A 16,946-nucleotide genomic window follows, 5' to 3' on the forward strand; every position below is an offset into this window, starting at 1 on the left:
TTTAAGTAGATTTCGACGTAGAGAGGCCGTCGAGCACGGCTCTGGCGGCGCGAAGGCCGGGATCTTGGTCTCCGCGTCCGAGTCGCTTCATCGTAAGCTCCAGGGCCTCGGCTTGCTCTTGCGGAGCCTGCAACAGCTTTAACACACCCTTGGTGATTGCCTCAGGTTGGCAATTCTCAGCGATAAATTCGGGCACAACGCGCGTCTCGCTGACCAGATTAACGAGGGTCACCGTGTCGATCTTAAGCATGCGTTTGAAGATCTGGCGCGACAGCCAGCTGACGTCATAGGCGATCACCATCGGCGTGCCCGCAGCCGCCAGTTCAAGAGACACAGTGCCTGACGCTGCCAGCGCAATATCTGCGGCTTGAAACCCTGCCCGCTTGCGCATCAGAGCCTCTTGCGAAGAGAGACCAGAGGGATCGATAAGCACCGGCGGCGACGCCATGTCATTGATCATCTCGCGCACCAGATCCGCGACAGGCCCTGCCACAGGCAACACAAACCGCAGATCGGGGCGTTCCTGATTGAGCCGTTCCATTACGTCGATAAACACCGGCAACAGGCGTGTGACTTCAGACCGCCGGCTTCCTGGCAAAACCAGAACGACCGGATCCTCTGCCGCACCGTTTAGAGATGCCAGAAATGCATCCACATCGGCCACATCGGCCAAAGGCTCGTTCACCACGGGATGCCCAACAAAATCGCAACGCATCCCCTCGGCTTCCATATAGGGTGGTTCAAACGGCAAGAGCGCCAGCACCTGATCAATATGCTTGGCCATCTTTGCCGCCCGCTTCGGACGCCACGCCCAGACCGAGGGCGCGACATAGTGCACCGTGCGAATGTCGCTGGCCTCGCGTACCAATCTTGCAACGCGCAGGCAGAAATCCGGACTGTCGATGGTGATCATAGCATCGGGCTGCCAACCCAACACGGCGTCAGCACATTCGCGAATACGGCGCTTCAGGTGGAAGTATTTCGGCAGAACCTCTGCAATGCCCATGACCGACAGTTCGTTCATCGGGAACTGACTGTTCAGCCCTTCATCCGCCATCAAAGGCCCGCCGACCCCGCGAAACTCAATGTCGCCTTCATAGAGCGTCTTAAGCCCCTCCATCAAAGCCGCGCCAAGGCGGTCGCCCGATAGTTCTCCGGCAATGAGGTAGACCTTCACCTAGATCTCCTCCAGCCCATAGATGAACACACCCAGAGAAGCCGCCAGCCCAAGGGTCCGCACACGGTCCAGGATCAGCACGCGCTCAGCCGCCAGAGCAATCCCCGCAAGGCCCGCCTCTGCGACATGTTTAACGGTCTCTGGACCAATAGCGGGCATGTCCACGCGCAGGTCCTGCCCGACCTTGGGCGCTTTGATAAAGACACCCGCCGTGCGATGCAGATGCACGGGGGTCCGAGCCACAAAATCCAGCAAAGCATCGGTGCCTTGAAGCGTCTCAATACCCAGACAGAGACCAGAAGCCACCACACAGCCCTGCCCCAAATCGAGCGGCGCAAGAGTGGCAAGGATCTGAGCGCCGCGTGCAGCATCTGCCAGATTTTGATCGCTTGGCGTTGGGCCTGTGATCAAGCCTTTCGGAGCCTTCGCCTCGGGCAGCAGCTCATGCGCACCACGGATTGTCAGCCCCTGTTCTTCAAACAACCTCATAACTAGGCGCAGCAGATGATCATCCCCCTGCTGAAAAGCAGCCATTAGTCGAGGCGCTGTTTCAATCATAAAGGAATCAAACTCCGCCGGATCAAGATCAGGTCTTGACATACCCCCTGCAAAAACCACTTCGTGCACGCCCTGCGCCTTAAGATCCGCGAACAAGCCACCGAGTTTCTCAAAATGGTGCTCGCGCGTCTGAGGCAGATCGTGCGACATACCTGAAAGGCTCACCAGAACGGCCTTAGTGTGGTCCTCGGCCAGCTCCACTGGCAGTGCGCCTGACCCTGCAATGATCGCCAAACGCTCCATGTTTTAGCGCGGCGTCAAGAATGATCGGTCGCTTTTGGCCAACACAAACTCAACAATGTCCTTCACATAAGGACTGTCGGTCTCTTCGCCCAAACGCTCACTGCGCTCCATGAAAGAGCCCTCTCCCTGTGCCAGCATCTGAAAGGCCGCCCTGAGCGCAGTTATGTCCTCACGCGCAACGCCACGGCGTTTGAGGCCCACAAGGTTCAACCCATCAAGCTGCCCGCGCGGTCCCTGAACAAGGCCATAGGGGATCACATCATTGGTTACCATGGTCAGAGCACCAATGATCGCACCTTTGCCGATGCGGACGAACTGATGCACGCCCGAAAGGCCTCCGACGATCACATTATCTTCGATGATACAGTGCCCCGCGACAGCAACCGAGTTCACAAGGACCACATTGTTCCCGATCTGCGCATCATGCGCCACGTGGCAACCGTTCATAAAGAACCCGTCGTCGCCAACCTTGGTCACGCCGACACCGCCTTTGGAGCCACCGTTCATGGTGACAGCCTCGCGAATGCGGTTGCGTTTGCCGATGACCAGCTTGCTGGTCGCGCTCTTGTACTTCAAATCCTGCGGAATTTCCCCGATGACCGAGAAAGGAAAGATCACCGTCTCTTCGCCAACCTTAGTGTCCCCAGTCACAACGACATGGGATTTCAGCACCACACCGGGTTTCAGGACGACCTGAGGGCCAACCAAACAGAACGGACCGACCTCGCAACCATCTGAGATGACGGCGCCTTCCTCAACTACGGCAGAAGGATGAATATTCGCTCGTGGGGAAATCGTCATGGATCAGGCTTTCGGCATTTCCATCATCGCGGTGAATTCGGCTTCTGCCGCCATTTCACCCTCGACTTCGGCCACGCCAGAGAATTTCCAGACTTTACCACCAGGCTTGCCGCGGGTGGTCTGCAGTTTCATTTCCAGCACATCGCCCGGCACCACCATGCGGCGGAATTTGCATTTGTCGATGGCCATGAAATAGACCTGCATGTTCTTGTCTTCGAGCCCAAGCTCGGTGCCCACCATGATCGCCGCGGTCTGAGCCATCGCCTCGATGATGGTCACGCCCGGCATAATCGGGTTGCCCGGGAAATGACCCTGAAAATGCGGCTCGTTCATGGTGACATTCTTGATGCCCTTCGCGGATTGATAGCCATCGATATCGACCACTTTGTCCACCAGCAGAAACGGGTAGCGATGTGGGATAAGACGTTGGATCAGATGGATATCGGCGCTTTTGAGCTCGGTCATATTTTGTCCTGCAATAAGTCAGTGCGGTTCCTGAAACCCCTAGCAATCTGGCACTGTTAGGGCAAGTCACAGGTTGTTTCGCACTATTGCTCTGGGGCTTCGGTGCCGTCGCCCAGAATGCGGTTGGCTTGAAACAACGCACGATCCGTCACGTCCAGAACATCGCGCACAGCAAAGGCTGTGCGACGTTCGAGAATGATCAACGCGTTGGACTCAGCCAAGATTTGCTCCAACACCGGATTAAGCGACCTTATGAAGCGTTGGCGCTCGTCTTCAGCATTTTGCGCAATCTCACGCTGTTTGTTGATCTGAGCCTCTCGGGCCGCCTGAGCCTTGGCATCAAAGGCATCCGCCGCGGCCCTGAAATCAGCGGACGGCATGGTTTTGCGCTGTTCTGTCAGCACACGCTCTTCTTCTTCCAACTCAGTGGCAACACGCTCATTTTCCGCCTCAAGCGCCGCGATCGCATCATCCCGTTCCCGCGCCACCCGTTTGCCGAAATCGGATTCTGCGTACAGCCGTTCTGACTGGATCACTAGGATCGGACTGGTAACTATACGCGGCAGATCGCTCGCGCTTTGGGCCGAAACACTTGTGGCGGCCCCGATCAAGACCGCCACGAAGCACGCAAACTTGCGCAAGAAAGACACGTTTAGAACTCTGTCCGTAGGGTCAGATTAAAGGTCTGTTCCTTGTCAAAGGCCTCTTTTTGTAGCGCTTTAGAGAAGTTGAACCGCAACGGACCAATCGGGGTATCCCAGAAGAGCGACACACCCACCGTCTGGCGCAACGAGAAGTCATTGCCGACCACATTGGTCAGGCTGCCATCGGTATCCCACAGAGAGCCGATGTCATAGAACAAGCCGCCCGAGATACCATATTCCTCTGGCAAACCAATTGGGAACTCAGCGTCAAACCGCGCGACGGCATAGTATTTGCCGCCAAGACCGTCATCTGCCGCACCGACCTGATCCCGAGGCCCGATGCCCAAAGGTTCAAAGCCACGGATCTGCGAAGAGCTCAGCGCAAAACGGTTGTGAACCCGAGTGTCATTGTTTGGTGCAATAATTGCACCACCTTCGAGAGTCGCTCTCAGAGTAACTTCACCCTGCAGGATCTTACGCTGCGCAATGGTTTTGGCGGTGGTCTTTAGATATTCGATATCCCCGCCCAGACCATAGAAATCTTGAGACAATTCAAACAACACACCCGCATCTGGATTCAAGCCGCCAACGCGCGAGTCATATTGGTACGTATAACCAATACCGCTGCCTAGTTGCGTGCCTACAGCTGCTTCTGAATCAATCACAGAGCCCGCGATCAAAGAGGCTGTTGGCACCGTCATTTCCACGTTTTCATAGCTATATCGCAACTGCATCGTGCTGCGTTCGCCCAACTGGAAGCCGACGAAAGGCTTAAACGAGCCGACCGTGTTGGTGTAACGCGCATCCGCAATCGATACATCCTGATAGGCCAAAGCAAAACCAACTGCCACATTGCGCCCCAGGAACCGAGGCTCGGTGAACGACAGCTGATAGTTGTTCACATCCGGTGAGGTTGAGATATCAACCGCAAGTTCCTGACCACGCCCAAGGAAGTTGCGTTCCTTGAAGCCAGCCACCAGACCAAAACCGCTGTCGGTGGAATAGGTACCACCGAAGCTCAGAGAGCCCGTGTTCTGTTCCTCGACATCCACATCCACGATCACCTGATCCGGACGCGAGCCTTCACGCGCATTCACTTCGGAATTGGCAAAGAAGCCCAATGCCCGAATACGTTCCGCAGATTCACGGATCTCACGCGGGTTAAACGGATCGCCTTCGACCACATTGAACTGTTGACGGACAACCCGGTCCAAGGTCGTGGTATTGCCCTCAATATCGATGCGCTCGATAAAGATGCGAGGACCACGGTCGACGACGAACTCAACATCAAGGCTGAGGTCACGATCATTACGAGAAATACGCGGCTCGATCCGCACGAAATCCAGACCTTGACGGTTGGCCAGACGTTCCAGTCGCGCAATCGAGCTTTCCACCAAGGACGGAGAGTACACAACGCCCGGACGGATCCGTAGCGTGTCTTGGTATTCTTCGGCATCTGCATCGTCGATGTTGGATACTGTGGTGATCTCGCCAAAGGTGAACTGCTGCCCCTCTTCGACGTTGAATGTGATGAAATAGCCGTCACGCTCTCTGGCCAGCTCGGCGTTTACGCCGGTGACGCGGAAATCCACATAGCCGCGGGACTGATAGAAATCACGCAGAACCTGCTTGTCGAACTCGATCCTGTCCTCAACCAGCGTATCGCTGCGGAAGAACTGGCGCAGGATACCGGCCTGTTTCGTCGCAAGAACACGGCGCAGACGGCGGTCGCTGAATTGACGGTTGCCGACAAAGCCCAGACGTTCGATTTCAGCCAATGAGCCTTCGAAGATCTCAAACACCAGATCAACGCGGTTGTCAGACCGGCGAATGATGCGTGGTGTCACACGTGCCGCAATCCGGCCCTGCGCAGCATAGGCCTCGGCAATTGCAATCGCGTCGTTTTCCGCGGTGGATGGGTTGAACACGCGGCGGGACTGGGACGAAATCGCCTGAGAGAGCGCATCGTCCTTGAGGCGCCGGTTGCCCTCAAAACTGATGATATTAATGGTTGGGTATTCGACAACGGAAATCACCAGCGTATTGCCGCGCGGCGTGAACTCGACGCTCTCAAACAGGCCGGACGCAAGGATGTTCTGATAAGCTTCGTTCAGATCGCCACCCGACAGCACCTGACCCGGAGCGATTCCCGCGTAACCGATGACGGCGCTGTCATCGATACGGTTGTTTCCTTCGACGGAAATGGCATTCAAATTAAAGCTTTGTGCGTTTGACACAGCTGGCAGCAGCACAAACAGCATTGAAATTAAAAGAGAAATCGCGAACAACAGGTGACGCGGCTTGGACAACTCTACCGCTTTAGAGGGCGCTTTCCCTCTGAAATTACTGCTCATAAATCCTCATCCCGACAGACATTCCCAGACCGTAACTGAGTACTTGTTCGCGGGGACAATGTCAAAAGCGCATTGGGGATTGTTGCGGACCTAAAGACATATACGCAAAAGGGCGCGGATTGCTGTGGCAACCGCGCTCCGGGCTCAACAAATGGGTTAATTTAGTGCCAGAAGAACCCTTGGGATCCGACATAGTGCCATACGCTCAGGCAAACGAGCATCACGGCAGGAAACAAGAAGCGTTCCCAGTTCACCGCCCAAAGGACGCCAAGAGCCTGATATCCGTTACTGATCGTCTGCATGGTTTCTCTCGCATTTGCTTTCAGAAACCTTCTTGCCCGCTAAATGGGGCAAGAATTGGGCAGGACCTGTAAATTTTGAATTAAGGGCAGAATAAATCGTTCGTCAGGCCAAAGACCATGAGGCTGAGGACGATCGCCAGACCGATCGACATCAGAACACGCGCCACGCGATCACTGGGCGGACGGCCACTGACGGCCTCATAGGCGTGAAACATCAGGTGCCCCCCATCCAGCACCGGGATCGGGAACAGGTTCAACAGGCCAATGGCGGTGGACAGAACGGCAATGAACCAGATGAAGTTATCTGCACCTTGGCTTGCCATCGCGCCAGAAGTCTGCGCAATGCCCACCGGCCCCGAGAGGTTACAGCTCGAAATCGCGCCAGTGATCATGTGATAGAGGCCAGAGATCGACCCTTCGATGATGCGTCCGGTCTGATTGACCGCCGCAGAAAACGCCTCACCGACACCGGGCGTTTCGCGTGCCGGGTCAAAAGCCACTCCACCGGCGATGCCGATGCGCCATTGAGTCTGAAACCCGCCCTCTGCCAAAGGTTCGTCGACGCGGCGTGGGACAAGCACGAAATCGAGCATCTGACCATCGCGCCAGACGTCCAGTTTCAGTGGTTCGCCATTGCCGCCTTCAACCGCTTCTTTCAGATCCCGAAACGCATAGATGTTTTGCCCGTCAATCGCTGTGATCACGTCACCAGAGGCCATCCCGATGTCCATCGCGGCGCCACGGGCAGCCAGTTCTACGATCAAAGGCGGATAGAAGTATGGTCCGGTGACCGTCATCTGGTCACCGTCCCGCAATACAGTGTAATCCAGATAGGGTGTGCGTGGCAGCAACTCTAGAAAAGACTCAGAGGCCTCTGCATCCGTGCCATCAGGAAAGGGCACACCCTCAATCGCGAGCACCTCATCGCCTGCTTCAAGCGTATACTCGGCATTTGGCAGCGCGCGCAGATCGCCCACGATCAGCTTATCGCCCACAACGCCTTGGCTGAAGATCACGCCCGCGAAGATCAGGATCGAGAGAATAAAGTTAAAGATCGGCCCTGCCGCGACGGTCGCCGAACGCGCCCAAAGCGGCGCGCCGTGCATAGTCGTGCGCAGCTCTTCAGGCGAGAGCGAGGAAATCAGCTCTCCGTTCGGACCAGAGGCCGCATTGGCATCACCTTTAAAACGCACATAGCCCCCCAAAGGGATCGCCGCGATCTGCCATTTGGTTCCGCGTTTGTCATGAGTGGAATAAAGGACAGGCCCAAAGCCCAAGGAAAACACCTCAGCATGGATGCCGGACCAGCGTCCGACGATGTAGTGCCCATATTCATGGATTGCCACGATGATCGACAAAGCAATGATGAAAAACACAATCGCCCAGAGGCTCGACCCAAAGGACGGCAGAAGTGTTGTCAGATCCAAGGTCTATCCCCTCGTCGCAATGATCTCGGTCGCAGTCTTACGTGCGAGATGGTCTGTTTGCTTGACCGTATCAAGGGTCATTTCGGCATTAATAAGGCAGCTGTCGGCGGCCAATTTATTCAGCGTCGCCTCTACCACATCCGCCATATCCAGAAAACCGATCTGATGGTCGATGAACGCATCTAGCGCCTTTTCCTTGGCAGCATTGAAAATGCACCCCGCCATGCCGCCGATCTCCATCACATCCCAGGCGAGCCTGAGCGCCGGATAGCGGTCGGGATTGGGGGCTTTGAACGTGAGCTGACCAATACGCGCCAGATCGAGACGTTCGACCGGCAGGTCCTTGCGATCCGGGTAGTGCAGAGCAAAGCCGATGGCGTGACGCATGTCGGGCGGGCCGACGTGGGCCATTAGGGCTCCGTCGTTGAAGCCAACCAGTGCGTGAACCAGAGATTCCGGATGCACAAGCACTTCGATTTGACGTGGCGCGACGCCGAAGAACTCTTTTGTTTCAATGACCTCTAGGGCTTTATTGAACATAGAGGCTGAGTCTATCGTGATGCGCTGACCCATGTCCCAGTTGGGATGTGTTGCGGCCTGTTCTGGCGTGGCTTTGGCCATCTCTTCCAGCGGCCAATCGCGGAAAGCACCGCCTGAGGCGGTGATCGTGATACGCTCAACAGAGGCGATGTCTTCGCCAATGAGCCCCTGAAAAACCGCGGAGTGTTCGCTATCCACAGGCAAGATTTCAGTGCCGTGCTTGGCGGCAGTGCGGTGGACAAGATCGCCCGCGGTCACAAGGCTTTCCTTATTTGCCAAAGCCAGCGTCGCGCCGGTGGACATGGCGATCAATCCGGGCTCAAGACCAGCGGCGCCAACGATGGCCGACATCACCCAATCCGCAGGTCGTGCGGCAGCGTCAGCAATCGCCTCAGCACCAGCGGCCGCCTCAATACCTGTGCCTGACAAAGCTGCGCGCAGATCTTCAAGACGGTTGGGATAGGCTGTGACCGCAATCTCGGCACCCAAATCTATCGCGTCATGTGCCAGTTGCGGAATATTCGCACCGCCCGTCAGGGCAACAACATCATAGCTCGTTCGGTCGCGGCGGATCAGATCCAGCGTGTTTTGCCCAATCGAGCCGGTCGCCCCAAAGATAGAAACGCGTCGCATGGATCCCCTTACCCTGTTGCGCTTGCTTTAGCCGCTATAGCCTTACAAGCCAAGTGTAAGAAGCGCGATCAACACCACGAGATTGGCGGCAATCAAGCCGTCGAACCGGTCCAAAAGCCCGCCATGTCCGGGGATCAGGTTCGAGCTGTCTTTGACACCAGAGCGACGTTTGATGGCGCTTTCGGCGATGTCGCCGAGCTGGCTGGCAAAGGACATAAAGACGCTGATCGCCGCGAGCTCTTCTCCGCCCATGAAACCACCGACCACTGCAGCCGCCGCCCAGCCCGCGAGAATACCAGCCCATGTCTTTTTGGGACTGATGCTAGGCCAGAATTTCTTGCCGCCAATCGCTTTGCCCGCGAAATACCCCGCCACATCGGTGGCCACGACCACGCAAATCAGCCAGACCACAAGGAAAATACCCTGCGCATCATAAAGCATGAGCAACCCGAGGCCTGAGATTACCACAAGGCTCGCGTAGACGCCAAAGATCACCCGATTTTTGGCCGCAAAAAGCGCACCGATGAGACCCGGCAGTATAGCAGCTTCAATCAACGGCCGAGGCGCCGCGAAAACGCTCGCAATCAACACAGCCGCCGAGGCAACGCCCACGATAATCGCTAACCAAGTCTTGCCCGGCACAATCATCCGAGAAAGTTCCCAGTTCATCCCGGCAACAGCCAGTGTGATCAAGGCAATATAGGCAAGGCCCCCGGTCGCGATCGCCCCTGCCCCAATTCCAAGCATCACGATCGCGGACAGCACGCGCGTACGCAGGTCTCCCCAGTTTCCAGAACTCATGCGGAAACCGCGCCGAACCGACGGTTGCGCTCGCCGAATTTCGAAATCACCTTGGTGAATTCCTCTTTCGATAAATCCGGCCACAGCGTGTCGACGAATTCATATTCCGAATAGGCAGACTGCCACAAAAGGAAGTTCGAGATCCGCGCTTCGCCGCTGGTGCGGATGACCAGATCTGGGTCTGGCAACACATGGGTATCCAGATAGGACGACAATGTGTCCTCATTCACGGTCTTTGGATCGAGCTTACCGTCCGCCACATCCTGCGCCAATTGTTGCGTCGCGCGCGCCACCTCATCGCGGCCACCGTAGTTGATGGCGATGGTCAGATTGACGACCGTATTGCCCTTAGTGACCTCTTCGAGTTCGTTCATCAGCCCCTGCAGCTTCTTATCTAGCCGCATGCGGTCGCCAATAAAACGGACACAAACGCCCTCTTCCTTCAAGGCCTTTGCTTCGCGTTTGATGTACTGACGAAACAGCGTCATCAGCCCGGCAACTTCGGACTGCGTGCGTTTCCAGTTCTCGGTCGAAAACGCATAGATGGTCAGATAGCCGATATCGAGGTCCTTGCAGGTGCGCACGATCTCTTTGACGCGGCGCGCACCAGCGTGATGCCCAAATAGCCGAGGACGCCCCCGGCTTTGGGCCCAGCGACCATTGCCATCCATAATGATGGCCACGTGATCGGGCGTGTTTTGAACCGGAGTGTCTTTGGCCATAACCGCCCTACTCGTCACTTAGACCTGCATGATCTCTTCTTGTTTGGTGGCCAGCGCTTCGTCGACCTTTTTGATGTAGTCATCGGTCATTTCCTGCACTTCGCCTTCCCAAAGCTTCTGGTCGTCCTCAGACATCCCGTCCCCTTTGGCCTTCTTAATCTGGTCCATCCCGTCGCGGCGCACGTTACGGATCGAGACCCGCGCGTTCTCGGCATATTGACCGGCCACTTTGCCCAGCTCGCGACGACGTTCTTCGTTGAGCTCAGGGATCGGCAGCATGATGATTGTACCATTAAGCTGGGGGTTGATCCCAAGTCCGGATTCCCGGATCGCCTTTTCGACTTTGCCGACAAGCGCCTTGTCCCAGACGTTGATCGTCACCATCCGAGGCTCTGGCACGTTAACTGTCCCTACCTGGTTGATCGGTGTCATGGATCCATAGGCATCCACCTGCACCGGCTCCAGCATCGAGGCCGAGGCACGGCCCGTGCGCAAAGACGCGAATTCAGTTTTCAGATTGGTCATCGCGCCATCCATGCGGCGCGTCAGGTCGTCGGTGTCGAGTTCAAAATCGTCGGACATGCGAATACTCTTGCTTTTGGGGAGGCCCGTGCCGTCCCGATGGTTTTGATCAGCTTACGAGGTTTAGCTGACCTTTGTATAGGTGCCTTGACCCGCCATGATCCCCTTGAACCCGCCGGGCTCATCCAGACCAAAGACGATAAGAGGCAAATTGTTGTCGCGCGCCAAGGCGATCGCTGAGGCATCCATGACCTTCAGGCGCTTGGACAAAACTTCATCGTAGGAGATTGCATCATAGCGCACAGCGTCGTCATGCTCGGCTGGGTCTTTGTCGTAAACCCCATCAACGCCGTTCTTACCCATGAGGATCGCTTCGCAGGCCATTTCATTAGCACGCAGGGTCGCCGCTGTATCCGTGGTGAAATAAGGGTTGCCGGTGCCCGCTGCGAAAATACAGACGCGTTTCTTCTCCAGGTGGCGCACAGCCCGGCGGCGAATGTAGGGTTCCGCGACCTCGTCCATGCGGATCGCCGAGATCACGCGGGTAAAGACGCCGATTTCTTCCAAAGCGGACTGCATACCAAGCGCATTCATCACTGTCGCCAACATACCCATGTAGTCAGCCGTGGTGCGTTCCATCCCCTGCGCGGATCCCGAAAGACCGCGGAAGATATTGCCACCACCGATGACCAGACAGATTTCGACGCCCAGATCGTGAACCGCCTTCACCTCTTGGGCAATCCTTTGAACGGTCGGAGGATGCAGGCCAAACCCTTGATCCCCCATCAGGGCTTCCCCAGATATTTTGAGCATCACGCGTTTATAGGTGGTCTCAGATTCAGGGGCTGCCTCACTCATGTTGCACTCCGTTCACGCAAACATTTAAATTGTGCGCAAGATGTCGGAAAAGCGGCGCAGGTTCAATGCGCGATGTCAGAGAATCTGACGCTTTGGACGCAAAAACGCAGCAAAGGCCTTTGGCAGTGATCGATCTCAGTAAAATCCCCTCGGACAAACACGTCTTGATTGCAGGGCCTACCGCCAGCGGCAAATCAGCTTTGGCGCTTGAGATTGCTGCCAAACAAGGTGGGGTCATCGTTAATGCGGACGCCTTACAGATTTATGACAATTGGCCGATCCTCTCTGCGCGACCCAGTGCCGAGGACGAAGCCGCAGCCCCGCACCGCCTCTACGGGCATATTTCGGGCGATCAAGCCTATTCTGTCGGCCATTGGCTACGAGAGATAAAGCCAATCCTAGCCTCCGAACGCGCCATCATTGTTGGCGGCACTGGCCTTTATTTTACAGCCCTCACAGAAGGCCTTGCCGAGATCCCAGCAACGCCTGACGCCACCCGAGAAGAGGCAAACTTGCGGGTTAAGGCCGAAGGGTTTGAGTCCCTGCGAGATGAATTGGATGCGGAAACCCTTAGCCGCATTGATGTTCAAAACCCGATGCGCGTGCAGCGTGCCTGGGAAGTTCTGCGCACGACAGGCAAGCCGATCTGGCGGTGGCAAGACGAAACCCCTCCATCATTACTTCATAAAAACCAATACGTTACCTGCCTGATGGAAGCCGATAAGACCTGGCTAAACGCACGTATCGAACAAAGGTTCGACCTGATGCTCAAAGCAGGCGCGCTGGATGAGGCGCGCGCGAATCTGGAAACCTGGGATCCCAAGGCCCCAAGCGCTAAGACTATTGGCGCATTGGAACTAATCCGCCATGTTCAGGGGGAATTGTCTCTGGATCGTGCACGCGAACTGGCAACAATCTTGACGCGCCAATATGCCAAACGACAGCGCACCTGGTTTAAAAGCCGTATGTCTCATTGGAAAAAACTCCCCCTACCTATCCGTCAGGATAGTTAATCCGGAAAATTAAAACTTTTTTTTAAAGATAGCTCGCGTAAGCTGACCCGAGTGGGGCGCACTGATTGTAACAAATCGAACAATTTGTTTGACCAGTACGTAAGATAAGGGGACGCGCAGACATGTCACAACCGGTTCAAGTGATGACACTGGCTCAATTGGGTCAATCTGCGTCGTGGACGTTGGAGCTGATGCATCCGCAACAAGGCGGGTTGCTGATCTGGACCACGCGCGGTCAGGGGGTTGTGAACCTGCATGGGCATCGCCGTGGCTTTAGCACCTATCACGCGATTTACGTGCCCAACGGCCAGCTTTGGTCGATTGAACTGGGCCGCGGAGCTTTGGGCCTTGCTGTGGCCATCAAAGACGCCGAGGCCGCGAATTTCCCGGATCGTTGTCAGCAACTGCGCATCATGGAGCCTCAGGCTCAGAGTGAGTTGACTGCCCTGATTGACGACATGCGACGCGAGATTGAAAAGGATCGCCCACTGCAAGGCGAAGTCCTGCAAGCGCATGCCCAGCTCTTGTCCATTTGGCTGCGCCGAGAGATGCGCGAGCAATATGAACCCAAACGCCCCAAGGCTGCTGAAAGGCTGGTGGAAAAGTTCCATGATCTGGCCGCTGAGCGCTTTAGTGAAGGCCATTCCATGGCTGATTTCGCGCAGATGCTCGACGTGACGCCAACCCATCTGGCGCGCGTTTGTCGCCAGACCAGCGGAATCACCGCGGCTGATGTCCTATCCCAATGCGTGCTCTACAAAGCGCGCATGGAATTAGAGAACAGCGACCTTTCCATCAAGGCGATCGCCGAATCGTTAGGATTTGGCAGCGCTGCCTACTTTACGCGCTTCATTCAGCAGCACTGCGGCACAACGCCGAGCAATTTGCGAAACAATTTCAGACACTTACAGGCAGCCTGACCCAGGGTTAGCTTTCTGCACGGTTTCTTTCTAAAAACGCCAGTTTTCGACATGCATGTCGTTTTTGGGTCGATTATGACGATCCCGTCCATTGACGGATGGTCATTTATCGGGCCGAATAGTCTCACCTAAACGAAAGACTGTGGCGGATGGTGCGCCTGACACGCACCCGGAGTCGCGGCAAAACGAAAGCTAGAGCCATATATGGCCGGGGAGAAATTCATGTTCAATCCAGTCACTCTGGGAGTCCGCCTTTTCGCGGCCCCGGCGGCAGCCGCTTTGTGTTTTTGTCAATTGGTTAACGAGTGACCAAGCCTTGTTTTTCGGTAACGGCAAAGCGGAGAAGATATGGGACTTTTCATTCTAAGACGGTTTGGCGTGATGCTGCTTACAGCACTCTGCCTCACCTATATCGTGTTCTTCATGACGAACCTCTATCCCAACCTGGAGAAGCTTGCGAAAACGCAGGGTAACTTCAGGATGTCGGATGAGGCCGTTGCGAGTTTCCTCGAAGATCGCGGCTATTTGCAATCCACACCCCGGAAGTATCTGGAATGGGTCGGCCTTGCGCCGGGCTATCTGACAGAAAAAGACGGCGTGCCTCTTGGTAAATGTGTCCGCCCGGGCATGACCACCGAAGAAGTCCCAAATTATTGCGGTATTCTTCAAGGGGACTGGGGTTGGTCCACGGTTGCCAAGGCGCCTGTGGCTGACGTTTTAGGCACACGGCTTGCAAATACCGGCTATCTGATGTGGTGGGTCATGGTGCTTATGGTGCCCTCGGCCCTAATAATCGGGGTCTTGGCGGGCATGCGCGAAGGCAGCAAGCTTGACCGAAGCCTCTCTACCGTCTCGATCCTTTCTACCGCGACGCCGGAATATGTATCTGGTGTTATCTTTATCGTCTTCCTCGCCTCTTCCCGTTATGGTCTGAGCCCATGGCTCGCCGAGATGGGTCTGATCGAAGGCAAGACGCTCTTTAAAGGCACGGCCGCCAAAGCGATGGAAACGCCGACCTTTGAAAACTTCTTCCTGCCGGTTCTGACCATTGCGCTCTACGGCATGGGCTATATCGCGCGGATGACGCGGGCTTCGATGGCCGAAGTCATGACGGCGCAATATATCAGGACCGCGCGCCTCAAGGGTGTGAACTTCCGCAATGTGGTCATCAAACACGCGCTTCGGAACGCTCTGATCGCGCCGTTTACCGTGATCATGCTGCAGGTACCGTGGCTGTTGAACGGCGTGGTGATCGTTGAGAACCTCTTTAACTACAAAGGGTTCGGCTGGCAGCTGGTGAATGCGGCGGGCAACAACGACATCGACGTACTCTTGGCGGTTTCGGTCGTCTCGGTGGTCGTCGTTCTGTTGACGCAGCTGATATCGGACATCGGCTATGTCTATCTCAACCCACGTATCCGTATTTCGTAAGGAGGCCTGATTATGGAACCATTAACCTGGACAGGCCCTTTCGGAGCCTTTGTTGATCCGATCTTCTCTGTGGTGCTGGTGATCTTTCTGATCCTCGTCGCCATTCAGGTAGTCGGCGCCTATGCGCTGCCTGCGGTCAACGACCGTATTCTCGCAGATGGCACCATCATTCGAGACCGCGGACCTAACGCAATGATCGGCATGGCCGTACGCTATGCTTTGCTGGCGCTCTTGGCTTTAATCGTCGTCTATATCGTGGCTGGCATGTTCACCCCATTGGGCACTGTCGGTATCGTCGGCGCGCTTGCGGCGCAGCTTTCGCCGGTCTGGATCTCGCTTTTGGCGACCTTCCTGATCTCGATTGTCTACAAGCGCAAGCTGGGCCTTTACGGCAAGCTCTTTGACAGCACCGTCGGCATGATCGGTTTTGGCATCGTGATGTTCTGGGTCTATACGGCGGTCTTTGCCGGCGTATTTGACATGATCACCACGCATGACGAGCTCGCTCAGGTCTCTGGCATGAAGAACAAGGGGCCTGGCACCCCGCTACGCGGCATCGAGGAGGGCGACTATCCTTACTACCTCTTGGGCGGTGACAACCTCGCGCGTGACGTCTTTAGCCGCGTGGTCGAAGGCAGCTGGATCGTGATCACCATCGCACCGCCAGCGACGCTCTTTGCCTTTATGGTCGGCATCACGCTAGGTCTGCCAGCAGGTTACTTTGGCGGGCGTCTGGACACCTTCCTGTCGTTCCTGGCAAACCTCGTTCTGGCCTTCCCTGTGATCCTGCTGTTCTACCTCTTGGTGACACCAGAGATCGTGGCGATCGGCGTACCGAACTATCTGGCGGTGGTCTTGTTCATCTTCCCGATCATCTTTGTGGCGGTTTTGCTGAACTCGCGGTTCTATACCCGTCCACGCCTGCGTACACCGCTTTTGATCTCGGTCGTCGGCCTGATGTTCTGGTTCTACCTTTGCCTCGTTTCGGCCAAAGGGTCTGCCATTGATGTTCTGCCGTCTACACTGGACCTCTTTGACATCTCGTCAGGCTTCCTTGTGGTGTTTGTTTCGGTGGCCTTCGTGAACTCGATCACCGTGTTCCGGATCGTCCGAGGCCTCGCGCTGGACATCCAGACACGCGACTATGTGGCGGCGGCACAAACCCGGGGCGAAGGTCCGTGGTATATCATGCTCTGGGAGATCCTGCCCAACGCGCGTGGCCCGCTGATCGTCGATTTCTGTCTGCGGATTGGGTACACGACCATCCTGCTTGGCACCTTGGGCTTCTTTGGCCTTGGCCTGCCACCAGAGAGCCCGGACTGGGGCACAACCATCAACGATGGCCGTAAACTGATGCAGCTTTATGTGCATCCGGTTCTGCCACCTGCGTTTGCCCTGCTGACGCTGGTTCTGGGCCTGAACCTTCTGGCCGATGGTCTGCGCGAAGAGAGCCTCCGCGACTAAGCAATCATGGTTCGGGGGCCAGCCCCCGGACCCCCGAGATATTTAGAGCAAGAGAAAGCCCAAGCGGCCTG

General features: G+C 56.1%; 17 protein-coding genes. 4 read left to right on the top strand and 13 right to left on the bottom strand.

Annotated features, from left to right (window positions below):
- Nucleotide 1 precedes the first annotated feature (1 nt).
- The 13 genes from lpxB to pyrH all read right to left on the bottom strand — a co-directional run bounded on the left by lpxB (nucleotide 2) and on the right by pyrH (nucleotide 12,047).
- On the bottom strand, nucleotides 2-1,177 hold the full coding sequence (gene lpxB, locus WG622_RS03520) for a lipid-A-disaccharide synthase (protein WP_339402310.1): 1,176 nt from the start codon (nucleotides 1,175-1,177) through the stop codon (nucleotides 2-4).
- Entirely contained in the window at nucleotides 1,178-1,978 is an 801-nt protein-coding gene (locus WG622_RS03525) for an LpxI family protein (protein WP_339402311.1), read from the bottom strand.
- 3 nt (nucleotides 1,979-1,981) lie between these two features.
- Entirely contained in the window at nucleotides 1,982-2,779 is a 798-nt protein-coding gene (gene lpxA, locus WG622_RS03530; protein WP_339402312.1) for an acyl-ACP--UDP-N-acetylglucosamine O-acyltransferase, read from the bottom strand.
- A gap of 3 nt (nucleotides 2,780-2,782) precedes the next feature.
- Complete coding sequence (gene fabZ, locus WG622_RS03535) at nucleotides 2,783-3,244, bottom strand: 3-hydroxyacyl-ACP dehydratase FabZ (RefSeq protein ID WP_339402313.1); 462 nt, start codon at nucleotides 3,242-3,244, stop codon at nucleotides 2,783-2,785.
- A gap of 83 nt (nucleotides 3,245-3,327) precedes the next feature.
- Nucleotides 3,328-3,864 carry an OmpH/Skp family outer membrane protein gene (locus tag WG622_RS03540; protein WP_339402314.1) on the bottom strand — a complete coding sequence of 179 codons (537 nt, stop codon included), beginning with the start codon at nucleotides 3,862-3,864 and terminating at the stop codon, nucleotides 3,328-3,330.
- Between the two features lie 32 nt (nucleotides 3,865-3,896).
- Nucleotides 3,897-6,242, bottom strand: a complete 2,346-nt coding sequence (bamA, locus tag WG622_RS03545; protein ID WP_339402315.1) for an outer membrane protein assembly factor BamA — start codon at nucleotides 6,240-6,242, stop codon at nucleotides 3,897-3,899.
- Nucleotides 6,243-6,403: 161 nt separating this feature from the next.
- Nucleotides 6,404-6,544, bottom strand: a complete 141-nt coding sequence (locus WG622_RS03550) for a hypothetical protein (protein ID WP_339402316.1) — start codon at nucleotides 6,542-6,544, stop codon at nucleotides 6,404-6,406.
- Nucleotides 6,545-6,624: 80 nt separating this feature from the next.
- Nucleotides 6,625-7,971 (bottom strand): RIP metalloprotease RseP, encoded by a 1,347-nt coding sequence (gene rseP, locus WG622_RS03555; RefSeq protein ID WP_339402317.1) that lies wholly within the window; start codon nucleotides 7,969-7,971, stop codon nucleotides 6,625-6,627.
- A 3-nt stretch (nucleotides 7,972-7,974) separates the two neighbouring features.
- Nucleotides 7,975-9,144, bottom strand: coding sequence for a 1-deoxy-D-xylulose-5-phosphate reductoisomerase (gene dxr, locus WG622_RS03560; RefSeq protein ID WP_339402318.1), 1,170 nt, complete (start codon nucleotides 9,142-9,144; stop codon nucleotides 7,975-7,977).
- Between the two features lie 42 nt (nucleotides 9,145-9,186).
- Entirely contained in the window at nucleotides 9,187-9,945 is a 759-nt protein-coding gene (locus tag WG622_RS03565) for a phosphatidate cytidylyltransferase (RefSeq protein WP_339402319.1), read from the bottom strand.
- The gene (uppS, locus tag WG622_RS03570) at nucleotides 9,942-10,667 is read right to left on the bottom strand and encodes an undecaprenyl pyrophosphate synthase (RefSeq protein WP_339402320.1); all 726 of its coding nucleotides are present in this window, start codon (nucleotides 10,665-10,667) and stop codon (nucleotides 9,942-9,944) included. The genes WG622_RS03565 and uppS overlap by 4 nt, the downstream gene beginning before the upstream one ends.
- 18 nt (nucleotides 10,668-10,685) lie before the next feature.
- The gene (frr, locus tag WG622_RS03575) at nucleotides 10,686-11,249 is read right to left on the bottom strand and encodes a ribosome recycling factor (protein ID WP_339402321.1); all 564 of its coding nucleotides are present in this window, start codon (nucleotides 11,247-11,249) and stop codon (nucleotides 10,686-10,688) included.
- A 63-nt stretch (nucleotides 11,250-11,312) separates the two neighbouring features.
- Nucleotides 11,313-12,047 (bottom strand): UMP kinase, encoded by a 735-nt coding sequence (pyrH, locus tag WG622_RS03580; protein ID WP_209356515.1) that lies wholly within the window; start codon nucleotides 12,045-12,047, stop codon nucleotides 11,313-11,315.
- Between the two features lie 65 nt (nucleotides 12,048-12,112).
- Between pyrH and miaA the strand changes: the two genes are divergently transcribed.
- From miaA to WG622_RS03600, 4 genes are all read left to right on the top strand, one after another.
- A complete protein-coding gene (gene miaA, locus WG622_RS03585) occupies nucleotides 12,113-13,060 on the top strand; it encodes a tRNA (adenosine(37)-N6)-dimethylallyltransferase MiaA (protein ID WP_339402322.1) in 948 nt (315 codons plus the stop codon).
- Between the two features lie 122 nt (nucleotides 13,061-13,182).
- Entirely contained in the window at nucleotides 13,183-13,980 is a 798-nt protein-coding gene (locus WG622_RS03590; RefSeq protein ID WP_209356517.1) for a helix-turn-helix transcriptional regulator, read from the top strand.
- 348 nt (nucleotides 13,981-14,328) lie between these two features.
- A complete protein-coding gene (locus tag WG622_RS03595; protein ID WP_209356518.1) occupies nucleotides 14,329-15,411 on the top strand; it encodes an ABC transporter permease in 1,083 nt (360 codons plus the stop codon).
- A 12-nt stretch (nucleotides 15,412-15,423) separates the two neighbouring features.
- On the top strand, nucleotides 15,424-16,875 hold the full coding sequence (locus WG622_RS03600) for an ABC transporter permease (RefSeq protein ID WP_339402323.1): 1,452 nt from the start codon (nucleotides 15,424-15,426) through the stop codon (nucleotides 16,873-16,875).
- The last annotated feature ends 71 nt before the right edge of the window (nucleotides 16,876-16,946 follow it).

The sequence above is a fragment of the Cognatishimia coralii genome (assembly GCF_037478305.1).
Taxonomy (GTDB): Bacteria; Pseudomonadota; Alphaproteobacteria; order Rhodobacterales; family Rhodobacteraceae; genus Cognatishimia; species Cognatishimia coralii.

Coding starts and splice junctions, on each gene's coding strand:
- fabZ (WP_339402313.1), bottom strand. CDS start 3,244: ATGACCGAGCTCAAAAGCGCCGATATCCATCTGATCCAACGTCTTATC.
- miaA (WP_339402322.1), top strand. CDS start 12,113: ATGCGCGATGTCAGAGAATCTGACGCTTTGGACGCAAAAACGCAGCAA.
- lpxA (WP_339402312.1), bottom strand. CDS start 2,779: ATGACGATTTCCCCACGAGCGAATATTCATCCTTCTGCCGTAGTTGAG.
- dxr (WP_339402318.1), bottom strand. CDS start 9,144: ATGCGACGCGTTTCTATCTTTGGGGCGACCGGCTCGATTGGGCAAAAC.
- frr (WP_339402321.1), bottom strand. CDS start 11,249: ATGTCCGACGATTTTGAACTCGACACCGACGACCTGACGCGCCGCATG.
- WG622_RS03525 (WP_339402311.1), bottom strand. CDS start 1,978: ATGGAGCGTTTGGCGATCATTGCAGGGTCAGGCGCACTGCCAGTGGAG.
- bamA (WP_339402315.1), bottom strand. CDS start 6,242: ATGAGCAGTAATTTCAGAGGGAAAGCGCCCTCTAAAGCGGTAGAGTTG.
- WG622_RS03595 (WP_209356518.1), top strand. CDS start 14,329: ATGGGACTTTTCATTCTAAGACGGTTTGGCGTGATGCTGCTTACAGCA.
- WG622_RS03600 (WP_339402323.1), top strand. CDS start 15,424: ATGGAACCATTAACCTGGACAGGCCCTTTCGGAGCCTTTGTTGATCCG.
- pyrH (WP_209356515.1), bottom strand. CDS start 12,047: ATGAGTGAGGCAGCCCCTGAATCTGAGACCACCTATAAACGCGTGATG.
- uppS (WP_339402320.1), bottom strand. CDS start 10,667: ATGGCCAAAGACACTCCGGTTCAAAACACGCCCGATCACGTGGCCATC.
- WG622_RS03590 (WP_209356517.1), top strand. CDS start 13,183: ATGTCACAACCGGTTCAAGTGATGACACTGGCTCAATTGGGTCAATCT.
- WG622_RS03565 (WP_339402319.1), bottom strand. CDS start 9,945: ATGAGTTCTGGAAACTGGGGAGACCTGCGTACGCGCGTGCTGTCCGCG.
- WG622_RS03550 (WP_339402316.1), bottom strand. CDS start 6,544: ATGCAGACGATCAGTAACGGATATCAGGCTCTTGGCGTCCTTTGGGCG.